Below are 18157 nucleotides of genomic sequence, written 5' to 3'. Positions count from 1 at the left end.
AGCCACGCACGGTCCGCAGACAAACGACCACTCCGCCTACACCGCAGGTGTCCTGGCCGTCACGGTCGCCGCCGGACCGGTCCCCGCCGCCGTGACGGCGGCGATCGTGAAGGTGTACGAGGTCCCGGGCTTCAGAGAGCCCACCACCCGGAACATCCCCTTCCCCGACGGCCGGGTCACCAGCACGTCCCGCCCGCCGACCGGCACCACCCGGCCGTCGGAAACGGTGATCCGATATCCGATCACCTCGGCATCACCCGTGGCCGTGGGCGGCGTCCAGACGACCGTGGCCGCGTGGGCGGCGGTGCGCAGCTTCGCGCCGGTGGGCGCGGCGGGCAGTACGGACGTCGGCGTCGGCGCGAGCGGCGCCGACGCAAGCGAGGGCGCGCTCTCCCCGTACGCGTTCCGCGCGGTCACGACCACCCGGAACGGCCCCTCCCCCGCCTTGAGTTGCCCGATCCGCACCACGGCGAGGCGCTTGAAGTCCGCAGCGTCGACACTCGCCCGAGCCGCTTCCGAACCGTCGGCGCGCAGGGCGTGCGCCATGAACCCGATGACCGGTGAACCGCCGTCGACGTAGCCGGGGTTGAACGTGACGTACAAGCCGTCGCTCCCCGCCGCGCTCGTCCCGACGCGGGCGGGCGCCTCCGGTACGGAGACCGCTCCCGTCGTACGGGTGAGCACGCTCCGGTACGCGGGCTCGATCCCGGCGTTGGCGATGACCTCCGGGGGGACGTCGGACAGTCCGGCCATGAGGTGGTTCCCGCTGGTCACCAGGCCCTTGTTGGAGCTGTCGGCGGCGCCCTCCTCCCACCAGTTGCCCGCGATCAGCGTCGGGTCGTTGTTGCCGAGCGGGTCGCGGTAGTCGGTGTGGCGGCTGGCGACGTTCGCGTACGCCGCTCCGTAGAGGACGTTGCCCCGCACGGTCTCGTACGTACAGCCGTTGTCGGTGTAGACGCTCTTGCCCAGGCCCCACTGGTCGTGGATGACGTTGCCGGTGACCTTCTCGCCGTCGGCCATCGAGGTGCCGGTCAGGCCCTGGGTGTAGATGCCTCCGCCGTCGTCGAGCAGCTGCATGTAGTCGAAGACCAGGTTGTCGCGCACGGTGTTGTCGTGGCTCGGGTTGGGGGTCGCGGGTGAGCCGATCTTGTCGGGCCAGCCGCCCCAGCCCAGGGAGATCGCGCTGTAGCCGAGGTGGTCGAGCTGGTTGTGGGCAATGGTGGTGTGCTGGGTGTAGCCGTCGAGGATGCCGACGCCGCCGTGGTACTCACGCGGCAGCGCGTAGAGGTGATTGTTCGTCACTTCCACGCCGGAGGAGGGTTGTTGGCCGTCCACGCCTCCGATCTCCAGTCCGTTGCCGGAGATGTCGGTGAAGACGCTGCCGCGCACGGAGGAGTCCGTGGTCCCGGCACCGAGGTCGAGCCCGGCCGCGCCCAGGTGCGCGAAGACGCTGTCGCTGATGCCGATGCGCTGCCCGTACGTGAAGGACACGTTGCCCGGCATCTTCGTCCAGGAGGCGAAGGGGCAGGTGCCGCCGTCGACGAAGCCGCAGAGGCCCTGCGTCGCCCAGCCCTTCGGGCCGGTGATGGTGTAACCGGCCTGGATCTCCGAGAACCCCTCGGGCCCGGACGGCGTCAGCCAGGTGGCGTAGCCGAACTGGAGGCCCTGGAAGGCGATGTCGTGCAGGGGCGCGGCCCTGGTGCCGCGTCCGTCGACGAGCTTCTCGGCGGCGGCCGCCTCCACATCGGCGCGGCTCAGGTCCTCGCCCGTGCGCGGCAGGTAGTACACGGTGTGCGCGGAGCGGTCGAGGTACCACTCGCCGGGCCGGTCGAGGAGTTCATAGGCGTTCTCCACGTACGAGGCCCGACCGCTGTCGGTGAGACGGGCCGGGCCCACCATGCTCACGGTCCGGCCGGGCCGGTCCGGGAACTCCACGCGCTTGTTGGAGTTGTCCCAGCAGGGCTGGACCATGGTGATGGCGGCGCCCCGCGCCGAGGCGACGCGGCAGCGCGGCTCGGTCCACTGGCCGAGGCCGTTGCGTTCGACGTTCCACAGCGACTCGCCGCCGGTGTAGACGAACTCGGCGTCGGAGGGATGACGCCAGCGCGCGAGGGTGTCGGCGGTGGCGGTGTAGCCGGTCGCCGTCACCGTCAGGCCGACCGGGACCTCGCCACGGGCGCGCTGGGCGCGCACCCCGTCCACGTACAGCTGCCGGGTGTCGGTGAGCCCTTGGGGCGCGGGAGCGGACCAGAGCCCGGGGCGCCCGGCCACCGGCCGCCAGCCCTCGACCCTGCGCCCGCCGCTGATCAGTGTCGAACCGGCCCCCGCGCCCTGCCAGACGGTCCGGTGCCCGGCCGGGCCGGAGTCGCGCCCGTCGAGGACGAGCGGCCCGGTCGTCCGGTACGTACCGGACGCGAGGTGCACGGTGATGTCGCCGGAGTAGTGGGCGACGCCGTAGTGCGCGGCCTTCTCGCGCGCCAGGTCGCGGGCGCGGGTCAGGGTGCGCACGGGGCGGCCCGCCGTGCCGTCGGCGGCGTCCCGGCCGGAGGGGGAGACGTAGACGTCGGCGGTGCGCGGCGCCGCACGGGACCCGGCCCCGGCCGACGGCACCAGACCGGGGCCGCTCAGGACCAGGGCGGCGAGCACACCGGTCAGTACGGCTCGTACGGGCGTGCTCCGGAGCGCGGGCATGCTGCCTCCTCTGGGGGCCGGCCGAGAGCGGCGGGGATGCGCCGGGATCAGCCTGATAAGCCCAGGGAAACATAGGAGCACTGAGATGGAACGGTCAACGCATGAGCCGAGTTTTCTCCACGTGAGCACTCAACTCCGGCCAGTCATCGGATCACTTGGGACGACTCAGTCGAAGTGGAGACCGCCGGTCCGGGTCCGCTTCAGCTCGAAGAAGTCGGGGTTCGAGGCGATCACGCGCACGCTGTCGAAGAGGCGGGCCGCCTCCTCGCCGCGCGGGATGGATCTGAGCACCGGGCCGAAGTAGACGGTCCCGTCGAGGTGCATCGTCGGCGTGCCGACATAGGCGTCCGCCTCCGGGTCCTTGCCCGCGTCGTGGCTGCGCCGCACCGCCTCGTCGTACGCGGGGTCGTGCGCGGCGTCCGCGAGCGCCGCCGGAAGGCCGAGCTCGGCCAGCGCCTGGGCGATGACCTCGTCGAAGTCCTCGTTCTTCTGCTGGTGTATCCGGGTTCCGTACGCGGTGTAGAGGTCGCGCAGCACCCCGTCCCCGTGGTCCTGCGCGGCCGCGACGGCCACCCGTACCGGGCGGATCGACTTGTCGACCAACTCTCGGTACCACTGCGGCAGTTCATTGCCGGTGTTGTGCAGATACAGGCTCATCACCCGGAACCGCAGGTCGATGTTCCGGTGCCGCTCCACCTCCAGCATCCAGCGCGAGGTGATCCAGGCGAACGGGCAGGCGGGGTCGAAGTAGAAGTCGACGGCGGTGGTGCCGGTGTGCTCGATGGTGTTCATGGGACGAAGGTAGCGGTGGATTGGCACCGGGGTCCGGGCCATTCGCGCATCGTCCGACTGGGCCACTCAGGGGCACGCTCAGGCGCCGGTCAGGCGCCGGTCATCTCCACGAGCGCCTTGACCGTGTTCCAGTTGCGGGCCGTCGCGTCGATGCCCTTGAGCAGGGCGGGCCTCGCGAGTGCTTCGGCGAGCTTGGAGCGGCCGATGCCGTCGGGTGCGTACAGATAGAGGACCCGGTCGCCGAGGCGGAACGTGTCGGGCAGGAACGCCTTGGTGTCGATGCCCGCGAAGCGCTCGGGGTCGGCCGGTCCGGAGAAGAACGTGGCGTGCAGCTGCTTGCCCTCCAGCTCGTCGGCCGGGAAGGGGCAGGCGTCCACGACGGCCTTCAGATACGCGCCGGTGCGCACCATGCAGGCGACACGGAAGCCGAAGTGCTTCTCGATGGCCCGCTCCAGGTCGGCGGCGAGCGCGTCCGGGTCGTGGGAGTCACTGCTGAAGACCGCGTTGCCGCTGTTCAGATAAGTGCGTACGGAGCCGTGGCCGAGCTCGGTGAGCAGTGCTCTGAGCTCGGCCATCGGGACCTTCTTGTTGCCGCCCACATTGATCCCGCGCAGCAGGGCGGCGTACATCGTCGTCATGTCCACACAATAGGACGGCCCCCGTGCCTCGTGGGGGATGGCACGGAAGCCGTCTTTCACGACTGCCTGGGGACGGTTACTCGACGACCTTGAGCAGCTTGTTCGGGGTGCCCGCGCCGGGGTTGGAGATCTTGTCGGCGGTGGCTCCGCCGGTCAGCGCGTCCGAGACCTGGGCCGGGGTGGCGTCCTTGTGGCCCGCGAGGTAGACGGCGGCGGCGCCGACGACGTGCGGGGTCGCCATGGACGTGCCCGAGATCGTCTTGGTGGCGTTGTCGTCCGTGTTCCAGTCGGAGGTGATGTCCGAGCCGGGGGCGTAGAGGTCCACCACCGAACCGAAGTTGGAGAAGTCCGACTGCTTGTCGTCCTTGGTGGAGGAGGCCACGGTGATCGCCTCCTTGACCCGGGAGGGCGAGCCCTGGCCCGCGTCGGTGGACTCGTTGCCCGCCGCCACACCGAAGGTCACACCGGCGGCGATCGCCTTCTGTACGGCCGTGTCGAGCGCGGGGTCGGCGCCGCCGCCCAGGCTCATGTTGGCCACCGACGGGCCCTGGTGGTTCTTGGTGACCCAGTCGATGCCCGCGACGACCTGCTCGGTGGTGCCCGAGCCCTGGTTGTCGAGGACGCGGACGGCGACGATCTTCGCCTTCTTGGCGACGCCGTGCGCGGTTCCGGCGATGGTGCCGGCGACGTGCGTGCCGTGGCCGTTGCCGTCGTCGGCGGTGTTGTCGTTGTCGACCGCGTCGAAGCCGTAGGAGGCCCGGCCGCCGAGGTCCTTGTGGCTGATGCGGACGCCGGTGTCGATGACGTACGCGGTGACGCCCTCACCCGCGCTGTCCGGGTAGGTGTACTTGCCGTCCCCGGCGGTCTCGGCCTGGTCGATCCGGTCGAGCCCCCACGACGGCGGGTTGGCCTGGCTGGCGGTGATGTGGAACTTCTTGTTCTGGACGACCTTGCCGACCGCCGGGTCGGCGGCGAGCCGCTTGGCCTCGGACTGCGAAAGCCCGCTCGCCGAGAACCCGTTGACCGTAGAGGCGTAGTCGCGCTGGAGCGTGCCGCCGTACTCGTCGGCGAGCTTGCGCTTGGCGTCCTGGGAGGCCTTCTCGTCCAGGAGGACGATGTAGCTGCCGTCGATCGCGCCCTTGGCGTCGAGCCCGTAGACCGTGCCCTCGGCCGGCGCGGCTGCGCCGGCCATCTGGGTGGTCATGACGGTGACTCCGGCCGCAGCCGCCACGGCGGTTATCCCGGCTGTGAGCTTGAGGCGGCTTTTGCGCTTGTGAGTTGCCATGAAGAGGGGTCTCCTCGTCAGATTCTGTGGGGGGTTGGCCTACCGGATGGAAACCTTCCGGGGCTGGTTCGAAACCCTTGCCGATTGACGAGCGCAGATCAAGGGCTCCACGCAGCTGTGACTTACACAACAAGGTTTCGAAATAAAGAACAGGCCAGCGTAGGTCAACTCGGGTGTTGTGCAGGGTTGGTGGACACCTCGTGGCGACACGGGAGCGGAACTTCCCCCTCAATCGGCTTTACGTGTAAGGGGCTTGAATCCGACTTGTAGGGGATGCCCCCACATCGCTGGGAGTAGATACCGGAGGGCCGGTTCACCAGGGAGCACGACGAGACGGCTGAATCCTGCCCCTAGCGTCGTACTCGGATGGCGGCGCCGGGCTGCCACCACTCGTCAGGGGGCGTCACACCATGGTCAACGGGGTCACAAGAGTGCGCGGCGTAGCCGCGCGAGCCGGCGGGTGGAGCGCCCGTCACCGCTGGGCGGCGGTGGTGATCTGGGTGCTCTTCGTGGTTCTGGCCATGGGCATCGGCTCGGCGGCCGGGCGCGTCAACGTCAAGGACAACCAGCTGCCCGGCGAGGTCGGCCAGGCGCAGAAGATCATCGAAGACGCGGGGCTGAAGGAACCGGCCGGCGAGACCGTCTTCATCCAGGCCGTCGACGGCTCGACGAAGGCGACCGACCCCGCGTTCCACGCCGCCGTGGACGCCGTGATCAAGTCGGTCGACGCCACCGGCCAGGTCACCAAGGTGACCTCTCCGTACGCCGCGAAGACCCTCTCCAAGGACGGCCGCAGCGCGCTGATCCAGTTCGACGTGCTCGGCGACGCCGACACGGCGCCCGACCGCATCACACCGGTGCTCGACGCGGTGAAGAAGGTGCAGGGCGAGCACAAGGGGCTGCGGATCGAGGAGATCGGCAGCGCCAGCATGGGCAAGACGTTCAAGGACGCCTTCGGCGACGACTTCAAGAAGGCCGAGTACTCGGCGGTGCCCGTCGCCCTCGGCATTCTGCTCATCGCGTTCGGCGCCCTTGTCGCCGCCCTGCTGCCGGTGGCCCTCGCGCTCACGGCGATCATCGCCACCATGGGCCTGATGGCCATCGTCAGCCACCTCCAGGCGATGAGCGACACCGCCAACTCCGTGATGCTCCTGGTCGGTCTGGCCGTCGGCGTCGACTACTGCCTCTTCTATCTGCGCCGCGAGCGCGAGGAGCGGGAGGCCGGGCGCGACGCCCAGACGGCCCTGCGCATCGCCGCCGCGACCAGCGGCCGGGCCATCATCGTCTCCGGTGTCACCGTCTGCGTCGCGATGGCGGGCATGCTCTTCACCGGGCTCGCGGAGTTCGAGGCGATGGGTCTGGCCTCGCTGATGGTGGTCGCGGTGGCCATGGTCGGCTCGGTGACCGTGCTGCCCGCGCTCCTCTCACTGCTCGGCGAGCGCGTCGAGAAGGGCCGGCTGCCGTTCCTGAACCGCATCAAGCGCGGCAAGCGGAACAACAACGGCGAGAGCCGCTTCTGGCGCGCCGTCCTCGGCGCGGTGCTGCGCCGCCCGAAGGCCGCCCTGGTGATGGCGGCGGGCGCGCTGATCGCGATAACCCTGCCGGCGGTCGGCATGCACACCCAGAACCTGACCCTTGACCAGGAGTTCGGTGACTCGCTGCCCATCGTCGGCACCTACGACCGCGTCAACGAGACCTTCCCCGGCGGCGCCAGCCCGGCGAACGTCGTCATCAAGGCCGCCGACATCAACGCGCCGGAGGTCAAGCAGGCCATCGCGGACTTCCGTACGCAGGCGGTCAGCCGGGGCGCCTCGGACGGCCCTATCAAGATCACCCTGCACAGCGCGGAGAACGTGGCGTTCGTCGACGTCCCGCTGATCGGCGGCTCCGACCAGAAGAAGGCGGAGAAGAGCCTCGACCTGCTCCGCGACCACGTACGGCCCGACACCCTGGGCAAGGTGCGCGGTCTGGAAGCGCCGATCACCGGTCAGGTCGCCGGGTCCAAGGACTTCAATGCCCGGATCGTCGGCGCGGTCACCCCGGTCTTCGCCTTCGTCGTGGTCTTCGCCTTCCTGCTGATGCTGCTCTGCTTCCGCTCGCTGACGATCGCCATCACCTCGATCGTGCTCAACCTCCTCTCGGTGGGCGCGGCCTACGGCATCCTGACCGCCGTCTTCCAGCACGGCTGGGGCGCCTCGCTGGTCGGCGCCGAGGGCGTCGGCGCGATCGTCTCCTGGCTGCCGCTGTTCCTGTTCGTGATCCTGTTCGGTCTGTCGATGGACTACCACGTGTTCGTGGTCTCGCGGATCCGGGAAGCCCGGCTCGCGGGCCGGACGACCCGCGACGCCATCCAGCACGGCGTGGTGACGACGGCCGGCGTGGTGACGAGCGCGGCGATCATCATGGTGGCGGTGTTCGCGATCTTCGGCACGCTGTCGATGCAGTCGATGAAGCAGATGGGCGTCGGGCTCGCCACCGCCGTACTGATCGACGCCACGGTCATCCGGGGCGTACTGCTCCCGGCGGTCATGGCCCTGCTGGGCGAACGCAACTGGTACCTGCCGAAGTGGCTGCGCTGGCTGCCGGACCTCACCCACGACGAGTCGGCCGCCGTGCCGCCGGTCACCGCCCACCACGGCGACGAGGACCGGGACCGGGTGGTCCGGGTCTGACCCCTAGCGGTCGTCACGGGCGAGGTGCGTGAGGCGTTACGAGCAGGGGCCCGGGGAGTAACGCTCCTCGGACCCCTGCCTGTTGGGGCCCTGGCGGGTCGGGGTGGGTCCCCCTGGTGAGGCCCGGGGACCGGCGCCGGACATCAGCCAGTGAGGGCCGCCTCGATCAGGTGCGCTCTGTTTACTGTCGCCCCCTTCGAAAGGCCCGGAATGACCCTTTGGTCTTGGATCAGCGCTGGTAGCGGGCCAGCACCAGATTCCCGTCCTTGACCAGGCGTTTTCGCAGTTGTCCGAGGTCGATCGCACCGCTGTAGTACTCCTGGAGCGCGGGGGTCGCGACCTTGTCCTTCCATTCCGGGTATCCCCGCACCGACTGCGCGGGGGCCGAGCGCAGTGCCCCCGCGAGCGCGGCGCCGGTCGCCCAGCCGTACTGCGCGGTGTGCAGGGCCGGGTCCTTCAGCGCGGCGGTCCCCGTCGGCAGCATCCAGTCGCCCTGCGCCAGCCGGACCATGTTGCGCGGCTGCAGCAGGAAGCCGATGAACTCGGCCGCCTCCTTCTTGTGCGGGCTGTCCTCGGCCACCGAGAGGGTCTGCGGGCTGACCCCCTGCGCGAGGCCTTCGCTTCCGGCCGGGGCGGGGAGAACGGTCCACTCGAACCCCTTGGGTGCCTGCTGGACGATCTGCTGACGGTACGAGAAGCCCAGCGCGGCCATCGCGTACCTGCCGCCGAAGAAGCCCGGCAGGGTGTCGGATCCGCCCATGCCGAGCGTGGTCCGCGCGGCGCTCCCGTCCACGTTGACCTGATCGTGGACGACCGAGGGGACGGCCGCGTCGGCCTCCTCGAACGCCACCTTCACCTTGCCGTCCGCCTCCCGGTGGAACAGCCGGCCGCCGGTGGAGAGCCCCAGGTTCAGCGTGATCGACACGGGCTCCTTGAGGGGCCAGGCGATCCCGTACCGCCCCTTGCCGCTCAGCTTCTTCGCAACCTCCCGGAACTCCTCCCAGGTCCAGGGCTGTTCGGCAGTGGGGATCCGCACCCCGGAGGACTTGAGGATCTTGGTGTTGGCGATCAGGACCCTCGGCTCCTGTAGGAACGGCACTCCGTACACCCCGTTCCCGAACGTCGCCGTCTCCCAGCTCCGCGCGGGGATGCCCGCCTTGAGTCCGGAGGGCAGCAGGGTGCGCAGATCGGCGAGGTAGCCGCCGTAGGCGAAGTCCGCGAGGTCGTCGGACGCGTCATGGATGACATCCGGCGCCTCGCCGCCCTCGAACGCGGTGAGCAGCTGGTCGTGGACGGTGTCCCAACTGCCCTGTACGTACTGGACCTGAACCTCGGGGTGTGCCGCGTTCCACTCCTTCACCAGCGCCCTGGTGGCCGTCACCGACTCCTTCTGCCAGGCCAGCGACTGGAAGCGGAGCCTGACCTTCCCGCCGGTGCCCGAGCCGCTGTCCGAGCAGCCGGTGAGGGTGGAGAGCAGGAGGGCGAGCACAACCCCGGCCAGGATCAACAGGCGTGCGCGCATCAGCTCTTCACCGCCCCGGCGAGCATCCCGCTGGTGATCCGCCGCTGGATGACGGCGAAGACGGCCAGCGACGGCAGGGTGGCGAGGAAGGCGGCCGCCGCGAGCGGACCGAGGTCGGCGGCCCCCTCCGCGCCGAGGAAGTGGGTGAGGACGACCGGCAGGGTCTGCTTCTCCGGTGTTTTGAGGAGAACGAGCGCGAAGAAGAATTCGTTCCACGCGGTGATGAAGGCGAAGAGCCCGGTGGCCACGATGCCGGGGGCGAGCAGTGGCGCGGTGACCGAGACCAGCGTGCGCAGCCGCCCCGCCCCGTCCACGGCCGCCGCCTCCTCCAGCTCCAGGGGAACGGCCCGGACGTACCCGGCGAGCATCCACAGCGCGAACGGCAGCGACCACACCACGTACACCATGACCAGCCCCGCGACCGAGTCGATGAGGTGGAGGTTCTTCAGGACCAGGAAGAGCGGAATGATCAGCAGGACGAAGGGGAACGCCTGGCTGACCACCACCCAGCCGGTCGCCGCCGTCGCCAGCCTGCCCCGTCTGCGCGCCATCACGTACGCCATCGGGGTCGCCACGACCACGGCGATCAGCGCGGCCGAGGCCGCCGCCGCCAGGCTGTTGAGCCCCGCGCGCAGCAGCGGCTGTTCGTCGAAGGCCTGCCGGAAGTTGTCGAGGGTGGGGTGCCTGGGGATCCACGTCGGGTGCAGCGAGCCCAGTTCGCGTGCGGGCTTGAAGGCAGTGGAGATCAGCCACAGGAACGGGAACGCCAGGAAGACGAGATAGCCCAGGAGCGCCAGATACTGCCCGGCGCGCCCCCATGAGCCGGTCGAACCGGTCGAACCGGTACGGAACGTCATCCGTCCTCACCTCCGCCGAGCCGCGCCACCAGGTGGAAGGCGAGGAACACCGAGATCACCGCGACCATCACACAGCCCATCGCCGCCGCGTACCCGAACTGCCCGTACCGGAAGGCCTCTTCGTAGGCGAAGAGCATGGGCAGCCGGGTCTTGCCGCCCGGGCCACCGTTGGTCAGCACATAGACCAGGGCGAACGAGTTGAAGTTCCAGATGAAGTTGAGCGCGGTGATCGCCAGCGCCACGGGTCTGAGCGCGGGCCAGGTCACCGTACGGAACCGGCGCCAGGCACCCGCGCCGTCTATCGCGGCCGCCTCGTGCAGCTCGTGCGGGGTGTTCTGGAGCCCGGCGAGCAGGGCCACCGTCGTCTGCGGCAGACCCGCCCAGACGCCGACGACGATGACGGCGGGCAGCGCGGTGCCGAGTCCGGTCAGCCAGTCCCGGCCGTCGCCGAGCCCGAGATCGCCGATCGTCTCGTTGAGGATTCCCGCGTCCGGGTTGTAGACGAGCCGCCACATGATGCCGACGACGACCTCCGGCATCGCCCAGGGGATGATCGCGAGCGCCCTCGCCAGCCATCGGAAGCGGAGGTTCTGGTCGAGCAGCAGGGCGAGTCCGAGGGCGAGCAGGAACTGGGGCACGGTGACCCCGACCGCCCAGAGCAGACCGATCCTGAACGACTCCCAGAACAGGGTGTCGTGCAGCAGGTCCCTGAAGTTGAGCAGCCCGGTCCACTGGGTGGGCGTGGTGCGGCCCGCCTGGGAATCGGTGAAGGCCAGGGCGATGCCGTAGAGCAGTGGTCCGACGCTCAGTACGAGGATCGGGATCAGCGCGGGCAGGACCAGGAACCAGGCCCTGTGGTCCGGGGGTTTGCCGGAGCGCCTGCCGGAGCGCCTGCCCGACCGCGCCGTTGCGGTGACCAATGTCATTGTTCGACCCCTTTGCCGGGATTGCCGAATGACCCCCGTCATCGTGCTGACGGTCCGTCGGTTCGTCAAGACGACCTGCCTCCTCCCCGAGACGACCTGCGTGAATGCGAGACTTGGCCGGTACGGAACGATCACCGGGAGCGAACAGTGGACGAGGCACGGGCGCGCGAGGTGCTGGCCGCGGCGGGACTCGACGCGGCACGGACGGGCACGCCGAAGGCAGGCGCGGCGGCCACGGCAGGTGCGTCAGGCACGGCGGACGCGGCGGACGCGGCGGACGCGGCGGACGGGAACAGCCCCGGCGGAGCCCCCGCCGAGCTGATCGCCCTCGGCGAGAACGCCGTCTTCGCGACCGGCGACCTGGTGATCAAGGTCGGCCGCGACGCGACCCGCCACCCCGAACTCCTGGCGCGGGCCGAGCGCGAGGTCGCCATCGCGGGCTGGCTCGTGGAGTGCGGCGTCCCGGCGGTGCGGGCCGCCGAGCCCGCGCCCCGGCTGGTGGACGGCCACCCGGTGACGCTCTGGCACCGGCTGCCCGCCGCCGTCCGCCCCACGGGCCCGCGCGACCTCGCCGAACTGCTGCGGCTCGTCCACGCCCTGCCCGCCCCGGCCTTCGCCCTGCCCCGCCGCGAACTGCTCGGCGGGGTGGAGCGCTGGCTGCGGCTGGCCGGCGACGCGATCGACCCCGCCGACGCGGCGTATCTCCGCACCCGCCGGGACGGCTTCGCCGACGCGGCCGCCGCCCTCACCCCCCATCTCCCGCCGGGCCCCATCCACGGCGATGCGCTGCCGCGTAACGTCCATGTCGGCCCCGACGGCCCGGTCCTGGTCGACCTGGAGACGTTCTCGGCCGACTTCCGGGAGCACGACCTGGTGGTCATGGCCCTCTCCCGGGACCGGTACGGGCTGCCGGACGAGCAGTACGACGCGTTCACCAAGGCGTACGGGTGGGACGTGCGGGAGTGGGACGGGTGCGCGGTGCTGCGCGGCGCCCGGGAGACGGCCAGCTGCGCCTGGGTCGCCCAGCACGCACCGGCCAACCCCAAGGCGCTCGACGAGTTCCGCCGCCGGGTCGCCTCACTGCGGGACGGGGATCCCGAGGTCCGCTGGTACCCGTTCTGAACCGCCACGCCTCGTCGTGAGCAGGTGCGCCTGATTGCGAACCTCCACGCCTCGTTGTGAGCCGATGCACCTCGTTGTGAGCCGCGGCGCCGTCCTCCGGCGCACCGCCGCCGCGCCCGCGCCGGTCGCGTGTCTCAGCCCTGGGCCGGAGCCAGCTCCCGTACCGGCCACGCCGGGTCGACTATCGCGTCCAGCGTGCCCTTCCTGCGCAGGAACCGCTGGAAGTCGGCCGCCCACGCGGCGTACCACTCGATCTGCTGCTCGTGCAGATCCGCCGGAAGCAGCCGGGCGACCTGCGGATGGCGCTCGGCTATCGCCACGGCCACCCGGACCGCCGCCAGCGCGTCCGCGCCCGCCTCATGGGCGCCGTCGAGCACCACTCCGTACTCCACGCACACCGCCTCCAGTGTCCGCTTGCCCTTGCGGTAGCGGTCGACCGCACGGTCGATCGTGTACGGGTCGACGACCGGGCCCATGGCCGCGCCGCCCAGCCGGTCGGTGAGCGACGGCAGTCCGTGCCGGCGGAGTTCCGCCGCCAGGAGCGTCAGGTCGAAGGCCGCGTTGTAGGCCACGACCGGCACGCCCTGCGCCCAGTAGCCCGTGATCGTCTTCGCTATCTCGTCGGCGACCTCGCGCACCGGGCGGCCTTCCGACGCCGCCCGCTCGTTGCTGATGCCGTGGATCGCCGAGGCCTGCGCCGGGATCCGGATCCCCGGGTCCGCCAGCCAGTTCCGCTGCCGGACCGGCTCACCGCCCTGGACGCCGACGATCGCGGCCGTCACGATCCGCGCCTCCAGCGGGTCCGTACCGGTCGTCTCCAGGTCGAATCCGACCAGCGGTTCGCGGTGCCACCCCATCTTGGCCCTCCCTTTTGGTGCTCTCCCCCAGTGACGACCAGCCTCGCACGCACCACTGACAACGGGGCCAGGGCGGCCCTGCGGCTGGTCAGGAGACGGGGCGCGAGTCGGCCCACACCGACTCGAATTCCTCACGGTATGTCCCGAAAAGTCCGTGTTCCGCATCCTGGTCGGGGCGCACGACGTCCCGCCGCGCTCCCCCGCGCAGCACCAGCACCGGCGCCTCCATCCCGCGCGCCCGGCGCAGATACGACTGGACGACCGCGAGGCCGTCGGTGCCGTCCCCGTCGACCAGGTACGCCGTGAAGCGCGGGGTCTCGTCGAACACCTGGATCTCGAAGGCCCCGGGGTCGCGCAGCCGGGCCCGCACCCGCCGCATGTGGAGGATGTTCATCTCGACCGAGCGGCTCAGCTCGCCCTTCTTCAGCCCCAGTTCGCGCTCGCGCCGCTTGACCGCGCTGCTCGCCGGGTTGAGGAAGAGCAGCCGGACGCGGCAGCCCGACTCGGCGAGCCGCACGAGCCGGCGCCCCGAGTAGTTCTGGACCAGCAGATTGAGGCCGATGCCTATCGCGTCGAGCCGGCGGGCATGGCTGAACAAATCCTCGGCGGGGAGCTGGCGCTGCAGCCGCACCCGGTCGGAGTGGACCGAGACCACGTCCGCGTACCGGTCGCCCACCAGGTCCTCGACCGCGTCGATGGGCAGCCGGTGTGCGGCGGGCGCGCCCGCGCCGCCGCCCAGCACGTCGAGCAGCCGGGCCGAGGCCCGCTCGGCCTGGGCCAGGACCGCCTCGTTGAGCGCGCGGTTGCGCGAGACCACGTTCCGCGCGACCTCCAGCTCGTCCAGGGCGAGTTCGACATCGCGCCGGTCGTCCACGTACGGCTCGAAGCACGGCCAGTGCTGCACCATCAGCTCGCGCAGCTGCGGCAGGGTGAGGAAGCTCAGGACGTTGTCGTCGGCGGGGTCGAGCAGATAGCCCTTGCGGCGCGAGACCTCCCGTACGGCGACGGCCCGCTGCACCCACTCCTGCCCGGCCGGGCCCGCCGCCGCGACCACCCAGTCGTCGCCGTGGACCGGCTCGTAGATGGGGCGCAGCACGGCGGCCACCACGGCCCGCAGCCGCTGCTCCACCAGGTTCAGCCAGATGTACGCCCGGCCGGCCCGCTGCGCGCGCGTACGGACCTCACTCCAGTCGTCCGTGCCCCAGTCCAGTTCCGCCCCGATCTCCACCGGACGCGCCACGGACACCGCGCCGGGCGGGATGTCGCCGGACTCACCCTCGTGACCCGTGTCACCAGGGGGAAGCTCCAGCCCTCCCGAGCTCACCCGCGCACCGCCTTCCGGTCCCCCTCCAACGATCAAGGAAGAGTACTCCGCGAGCAGGAGGCGGTGCAGCCGGATGGAAAGGCTGTTTCTCAACTCCCGTGTTGACGTGATCCGTTCCGCGCGGCGCGTTCGGAGGGAGTGAGCTGATTCATAGCGGTTCCACCTGGGCAGGGATCCCGGGCGCCACGGGAAACTGGCCGGATCCGCCCCGCGCAGGCCGTCCGGATCGCCCCGGGTACCAGCCCCCTACGGGGGTAACCGCTCTGGGGATCACCCTCCGGAGCACTCCGGCGTCCTAGGGGACGGACTTCTTTTCCGGGAGGATCTGCGTCAAGTGCCCCTCAGTACCCGGATCAGAAGTGGAAGAGTCTTGCCCATGCAGGTGTGGCCGGGACAGGCGTACCCACTCGGCGCCACGTACGACGGCGCCGGGACCAATTTCGCGGTCTTCTCGGAGGCCGCCCGCCGGATCGAGTTGTGCCTCCTGCACGACGACGGGTCGGAGACGGCGGTGGAGCTGCGCGAGAGCGACGCGTTCGTGCGCCACGCCTATCTGCCCGGAGTGATGCCGGGTCAGCGCTACGGCTTCCGCGTGCACGGCCCGTACGAGCCGCAGAAGGGGCACCGCTGCAACTCGGCGAAGCTGCTCCTCGACCCCTACGCGCGCGCTGTCAGCGGGAGCATCGACTGGGGCGAGGCGGTGTACGGCTACTACTTCGACCGCCCCGACGCCCGCAACGACATGGACTCGGCTCCGCACACCATGTCGTCGGTCGTGGTCAACCCGTACTTCGACTGGGGCGACGACCGGCCGCCGCGCACCGAGTACCACCGCACGGTGCTCTACGAGGCCCATGTGAAGGGCCTGACGATGCTCCACCCGGAGCTGCCCCCGGAGATGCGCGGCACCTACGCGGCCCTGGCGCACCCCGCGGTCATCGGTCATCTGACGGAACTGGGGGTCACCGCCCTGGAGTTGATGCCGGTGCACCAGTTCGTCAACGACCACCGGCTCGCGGACGAGGGGATGTCCAACTACTGGGGTTACAACACCATCGGATTCTTCGCCCCGCACAACGCCTACGCCTCCTGGGGCGACCGGGGGCAGCAGGTCCTGGAGTTCAAGCAGGCGGTACGGGCGCTGCACGAGGCCGGGATCGAGGTCATCCTCGACGTGGTCTACAACCACACGGCCGAGGGCAACCACCTGGGCCCCACGCTCTCCTTCCGCGGCCTGGACAACGCGCAGTACTACCGGCTCGCCGACGATCCGCGCTACTACGAGGACACCACCGGCACCGGGAACTCGCTCCTGATGCGCTCGCCGCACGTCCTCCAGCTGATCATGGACTCGCTGCGGTACTGGGTGACCGAGATGCACGTGGACGGCTTCCGCTTCGACCTCGCGGCGACGCTGGCCCGGCAGTTCCACGAGGTGGACCGTCTGTCGTCGTTCTTCGACCTGGTGCAGCAGGACCCGGTGGTGAGCCAGGTGAAGCTGATCGCGGAGCCCTGGGACGTCGGTGAGGGCGGCTACCAGGTGGGCAACTTCCCACCTATGTGGACGGAGTGGAACGGCAAGTACCGCGACACCGTACGGGACCTGTGGCGGGGCGAGCCACGCACCCTCGCGGAGTTCGCCGGGCGGCTCACCGGCTCCTCCGACCTCTACCAGGACGACGGACGGCGGCCGCTGGCCTCCATCAACTTCCACACCTGCCACGACGGGTTCACCCTGCACGACCTGGTCTCGTACAACCAGAAGCACAACGAGGCCAACAAGGAGGGCAACCGGGACGGCGAGAGCCACAACCGGTCGTGGAACTGCGGCGCCGAGGGCGACACCGAGGACGCGGGCGTGGTGGAGCTGCGCGAGCGCCAGATGCGCAACTTCATCGCCACCCTGATGCTGTCGCAGGGCGTGCCGATGCTCAGCCACGGCGACGAGTTCGCCCGCACCCAGCACGGCAACAACAACGCCTACTGCCAGGACAGCGAGCTCAGCTGGGTGAAGTGGCCCGACCCGGGCAGCGACCCGGAGGGAACGCTGCTCTCCTTCACCCGGACGATGGTGTGGCTCAGGCGCGACCACCCGGTGTTCCGGCGCCGCCGCTTCTTCCACGGCCGGCCGGTGGAGGGCACCCACGACGAGCTGTCGGACATCGCCTGGTTCACCCCTGAGGGTGAAGAGATGACCCAGCAGGACTGGCAGGCGGCGAGCGCCAAGGCACTGACGGTCTTCCTCAACGGCAACGCGATCTCGGAGCCCGGCCCGCGCGGCGAGCGCATCACTGACGACTCGTTCCTGCTGATGTTCAACGCGAGCGCCGAGACCGTCGACTTCCTGGTGCCGGTCAACCACGGCAGGCAGTGGCAGGTGGTGGTCGACACGGGCCGCCGCGAGGGGGTGCCGCCGGGCGAGGGCGCCAAGGTGACGGCGGGCGAGCGGGTCACCCTCGTGGGGCGGAGTCTGACGGTGCTGCGGCGTCCAGCCTGAGCGGGCGCGGGGCGGGTGCGTCGGAGGCGGCCGGTGCCGGTGCGATCGGGGCTCGCGCCTGCGGGGGCCGGTGGTCGGCTTCAGCGGCCGTCTGCGGGCCCCGGGATCCCTCGGGCCGTGCGCGGGGACCGGCAGGCCCCGTACGGACCGCGAGAGGACCGCGCACAGGGCCGTCGCGGCCACCGTGACCGCGAAGGCCGCCACCGGCCCGTGGTCCTGGGCCAGCCGCCCCGACAGCGCGGGGGCGAGCGCCTGCCCGCCGACGGTCCCGCTGGTAGGGAAGGCCATGGACTCGGCCAACCGGGCGGCGGGGACGAGCCGTTCGGTCAGCGCGAAGAGGGCGATCAGATGCGTGGCGTACGCCCCGCCGAGTAGGACCACCACCGCGTAAAGAGTTCCCAGCGACCCCACGAAGAGCAGCGGCACGGAGAGCACCACCAGGGCGGCGGTGGCGATCCGCCAACGCGCGCGTAGCGCGAGCCTCTCCGGTAGGGCGACCATGGCGGGGGCCGCCACCGCGCTCATCACACCCATCGCGGCGTACACGAGCCCGGACTGCGACGCCCGGTCCAGCCGTTCGGTGAGGGCGGTGATGCCCGCCTGGGAGGCGCCGACCACGGCGCCCTGGAGCACCATGGTGACGCGCAGCGCCTACACCGCTCGCGGCAGCCGGGTGCGCGGCGCCCTGACGCGCCCCTCGGCCACCAACTGCCCGGCGGTCGACTGCAGGGCGAAAGGCGGTGCCGCAGACGGCGAGCAACCCGGCCGCGACCATCAGCGCGACCGCCGGGTGGGCGAGGGCGGCGGCGAGCACCGCGCCCCGCTGCCCGCGCCGTCGGCGGCGCGGCCCAGGAGCGGGCCGCCGGCGGTCTGGCCGAGGCGAGCGCGCCGCCCGCGAGCCCGGCGGTGGCCAGGCTGCACTGGTCTCGGCGACCAGCAGCACTGCCCGGCTGGCACACGGCCGTCGGCGGCCG

At 70.8% G+C, this 18157-nt stretch carries 12 protein-coding genes and 1 pseudogene; 3 read left to right on the top strand and 10 right to left on the bottom strand.

The window, feature by feature from the left end; genetic code table 11:
• Positions 1-36 precede the first annotated feature (36 nt).
• The 4 genes from ACZ499_RS06535 to ACZ499_RS06520 form a co-directional block, all read right to left on the bottom strand.
• Positions 37-2691, bottom strand: coding sequence for a fibronectin type III domain-containing protein (locus tag ACZ499_RS06535; protein WP_468672921.1), 2655 nt, complete (start codon positions 2689-2691; stop codon positions 37-39).
• Between the two features lie 165 nt (positions 2692-2856).
• Complete coding sequence (locus ACZ499_RS06530) at positions 2857-3483, bottom strand: mycothiol-dependent nitroreductase Rv2466c family protein (protein ID WP_468672918.1); 627 nt, start codon at positions 3481-3483, stop codon at positions 2857-2859.
• 89 nt (positions 3484-3572) lie between these two features.
• Entirely contained in the window at positions 3573-4121 is a 549-nt protein-coding gene (locus ACZ499_RS06525) for a DUF1697 domain-containing protein (RefSeq protein WP_468672916.1), read from the bottom strand.
• A 76-nt stretch (positions 4122-4197) separates the two neighbouring features.
• Positions 4198-5406 carry a S8 family peptidase gene (locus ACZ499_RS06520; RefSeq protein WP_468672913.1) on the bottom strand — a complete coding sequence of 403 codons (1209 nt, stop codon included), beginning with the start codon at positions 5404-5406 and terminating at the stop codon, positions 4198-4200.
• Between the two features lie 410 nt (positions 5407-5816).
• Here ACZ499_RS06520 and ACZ499_RS06515 point away from each other — a divergent pair, with 410 nt between their 5' ends.
• On the top strand, positions 5817-8078 hold the full coding sequence (locus ACZ499_RS06515) for an MMPL family transporter (protein ID WP_468672911.1): 2262 nt from the start codon (positions 5817-5819) through the stop codon (positions 8076-8078).
• Between the two features lie 229 nt (positions 8079-8307).
• Here ACZ499_RS06515 and ACZ499_RS06510 read toward each other — a convergent pair whose 3' ends face one another.
• The 3 genes from ACZ499_RS06510 to ACZ499_RS06500 are packed head-to-tail and all read right to left on the bottom strand — an operon-like array spanning position 8308 to position 11383.
• Positions 8308-9600: an ABC transporter substrate-binding protein gene (locus tag ACZ499_RS06510; RefSeq protein WP_468672909.1), complete on the bottom strand. Its 1293-nt coding sequence runs from the start codon at positions 9598-9600 to the stop codon at positions 8308-8310.
• The gene (locus ACZ499_RS06505) at positions 9600-10457 is read right to left on the bottom strand and encodes a carbohydrate ABC transporter permease (protein ID WP_468672907.1); all 858 of its coding nucleotides are present in this window, start codon (positions 10455-10457) and stop codon (positions 9600-9602) included. Before ACZ499_RS06505 ends, ACZ499_RS06510 begins: the two co-directional genes overlap by 1 nt.
• Entirely contained in the window at positions 10454-11383 is a 930-nt protein-coding gene (locus ACZ499_RS06500) for a carbohydrate ABC transporter permease (protein ID WP_468672905.1), read from the bottom strand. Before ACZ499_RS06500 ends, ACZ499_RS06505 begins: the two co-directional genes overlap by 4 nt.
• A 318-nt stretch (positions 11384-11701) precedes the next feature.
• Here ACZ499_RS06500 and ACZ499_RS06495 point away from each other — a divergent pair, with 318 nt between their 5' ends.
• Positions 11702-12505: a phosphotransferase enzyme family protein gene (locus tag ACZ499_RS06495; protein WP_468673317.1), complete on the top strand. Its 804-nt coding sequence runs from the start codon at positions 11702-11704 to the stop codon at positions 12503-12505.
• A gap of 134 nt (positions 12506-12639) precedes the next feature.
• Here the strand turns inward: ACZ499_RS06495 and ACZ499_RS06490 are convergent, their stop codons facing one another.
• On the bottom strand, positions 12640-13362 hold the full coding sequence (locus ACZ499_RS06490; RefSeq protein WP_468672903.1) for an exonuclease domain-containing protein: 723 nt from the start codon (positions 13360-13362) through the stop codon (positions 12640-12642).
• 88 nt (positions 13363-13450) lie between these two features.
• The gene (locus ACZ499_RS06485) at positions 13451-14686 is read right to left on the bottom strand and encodes an SAV2148 family HEPN domain-containing protein (protein WP_468672900.1); all 1236 of its coding nucleotides are present in this window, start codon (positions 14684-14686) and stop codon (positions 13451-13453) included.
• Between the two features lie 376 nt (positions 14687-15062).
• Between ACZ499_RS06485 and glgX the strand changes: the two genes are divergently transcribed.
• Positions 15063-17183, top strand: a complete 2121-nt coding sequence (gene glgX, locus ACZ499_RS06480; RefSeq protein ID WP_468672898.1) for a glycogen debranching protein GlgX — start codon at positions 15063-15065, stop codon at positions 17181-17183.
• A 135-nt stretch (positions 17184-17318) separates the two neighbouring features.
• Here glgX and ACZ499_RS06475 read toward each other — a convergent pair.
• A pseudogene (locus tag ACZ499_RS06475) lies at positions 17319-17717 on the bottom strand (MFS transporter); the annotation flags it as partial.
• Between the last annotated feature and the right edge of the window lie 440 nt (positions 17718-18157).

Source organism: Streptomyces sp. NPDC031265 (assembly GCF_055570295.1).
Note: the sequence above shows the minus strand (reverse complement) of the source record. Positions and strands in the feature narration are given on the sequence as shown.

Coding starts and splice junctions, on each gene's coding strand:
- ACZ499_RS06535 (WP_468672921.1), bottom strand. CDS start 2,691: ATGCCCGCGCTCCGGAGCACGCCCGTACGAGCCGTACTGACCGGTGTG.
- ACZ499_RS06530 (WP_468672918.1), bottom strand. CDS start 3,483: ATGAACACCATCGAGCACACCGGCACCACCGCCGTCGACTTCTACTTC.
- ACZ499_RS06525 (WP_468672916.1), bottom strand. CDS start 4,121: ATGACGACGATGTACGCCGCCCTGCTGCGCGGGATCAATGTGGGCGGC.
- ACZ499_RS06520 (WP_468672913.1), bottom strand. CDS start 5,406: ATGGCAACTCACAAGCGCAAAAGCCGCCTCAAGCTCACAGCCGGGATA.
- ACZ499_RS06515 (WP_468672911.1), top strand. CDS start 5,817: ATGGTCAACGGGGTCACAAGAGTGCGCGGCGTAGCCGCGCGAGCCGGC.
- ACZ499_RS06510 (WP_468672909.1), bottom strand. CDS start 9,600: ATGCGCGCACGCCTGTTGATCCTGGCCGGGGTTGTGCTCGCCCTCCTG.
- ACZ499_RS06505 (WP_468672907.1), bottom strand. CDS start 10,457: ATGACGTTCCGTACCGGTTCGACCGGTTCGACCGGCTCATGGGGGCGC.
- ACZ499_RS06500 (WP_468672905.1), bottom strand. CDS start 11,383: ATGACATTGGTCACCGCAACGGCGCGGTCGGGCAGGCGCTCCGGCAGG.
- ACZ499_RS06490 (WP_468672903.1), bottom strand. CDS start 13,362: ATGGGGTGGCACCGCGAACCGCTGGTCGGATTCGACCTGGAGACGACC.
- glgX (WP_468672898.1), top strand. CDS start 15,063: ATGCAGGTGTGGCCGGGACAGGCGTACCCACTCGGCGCCACGTACGAC.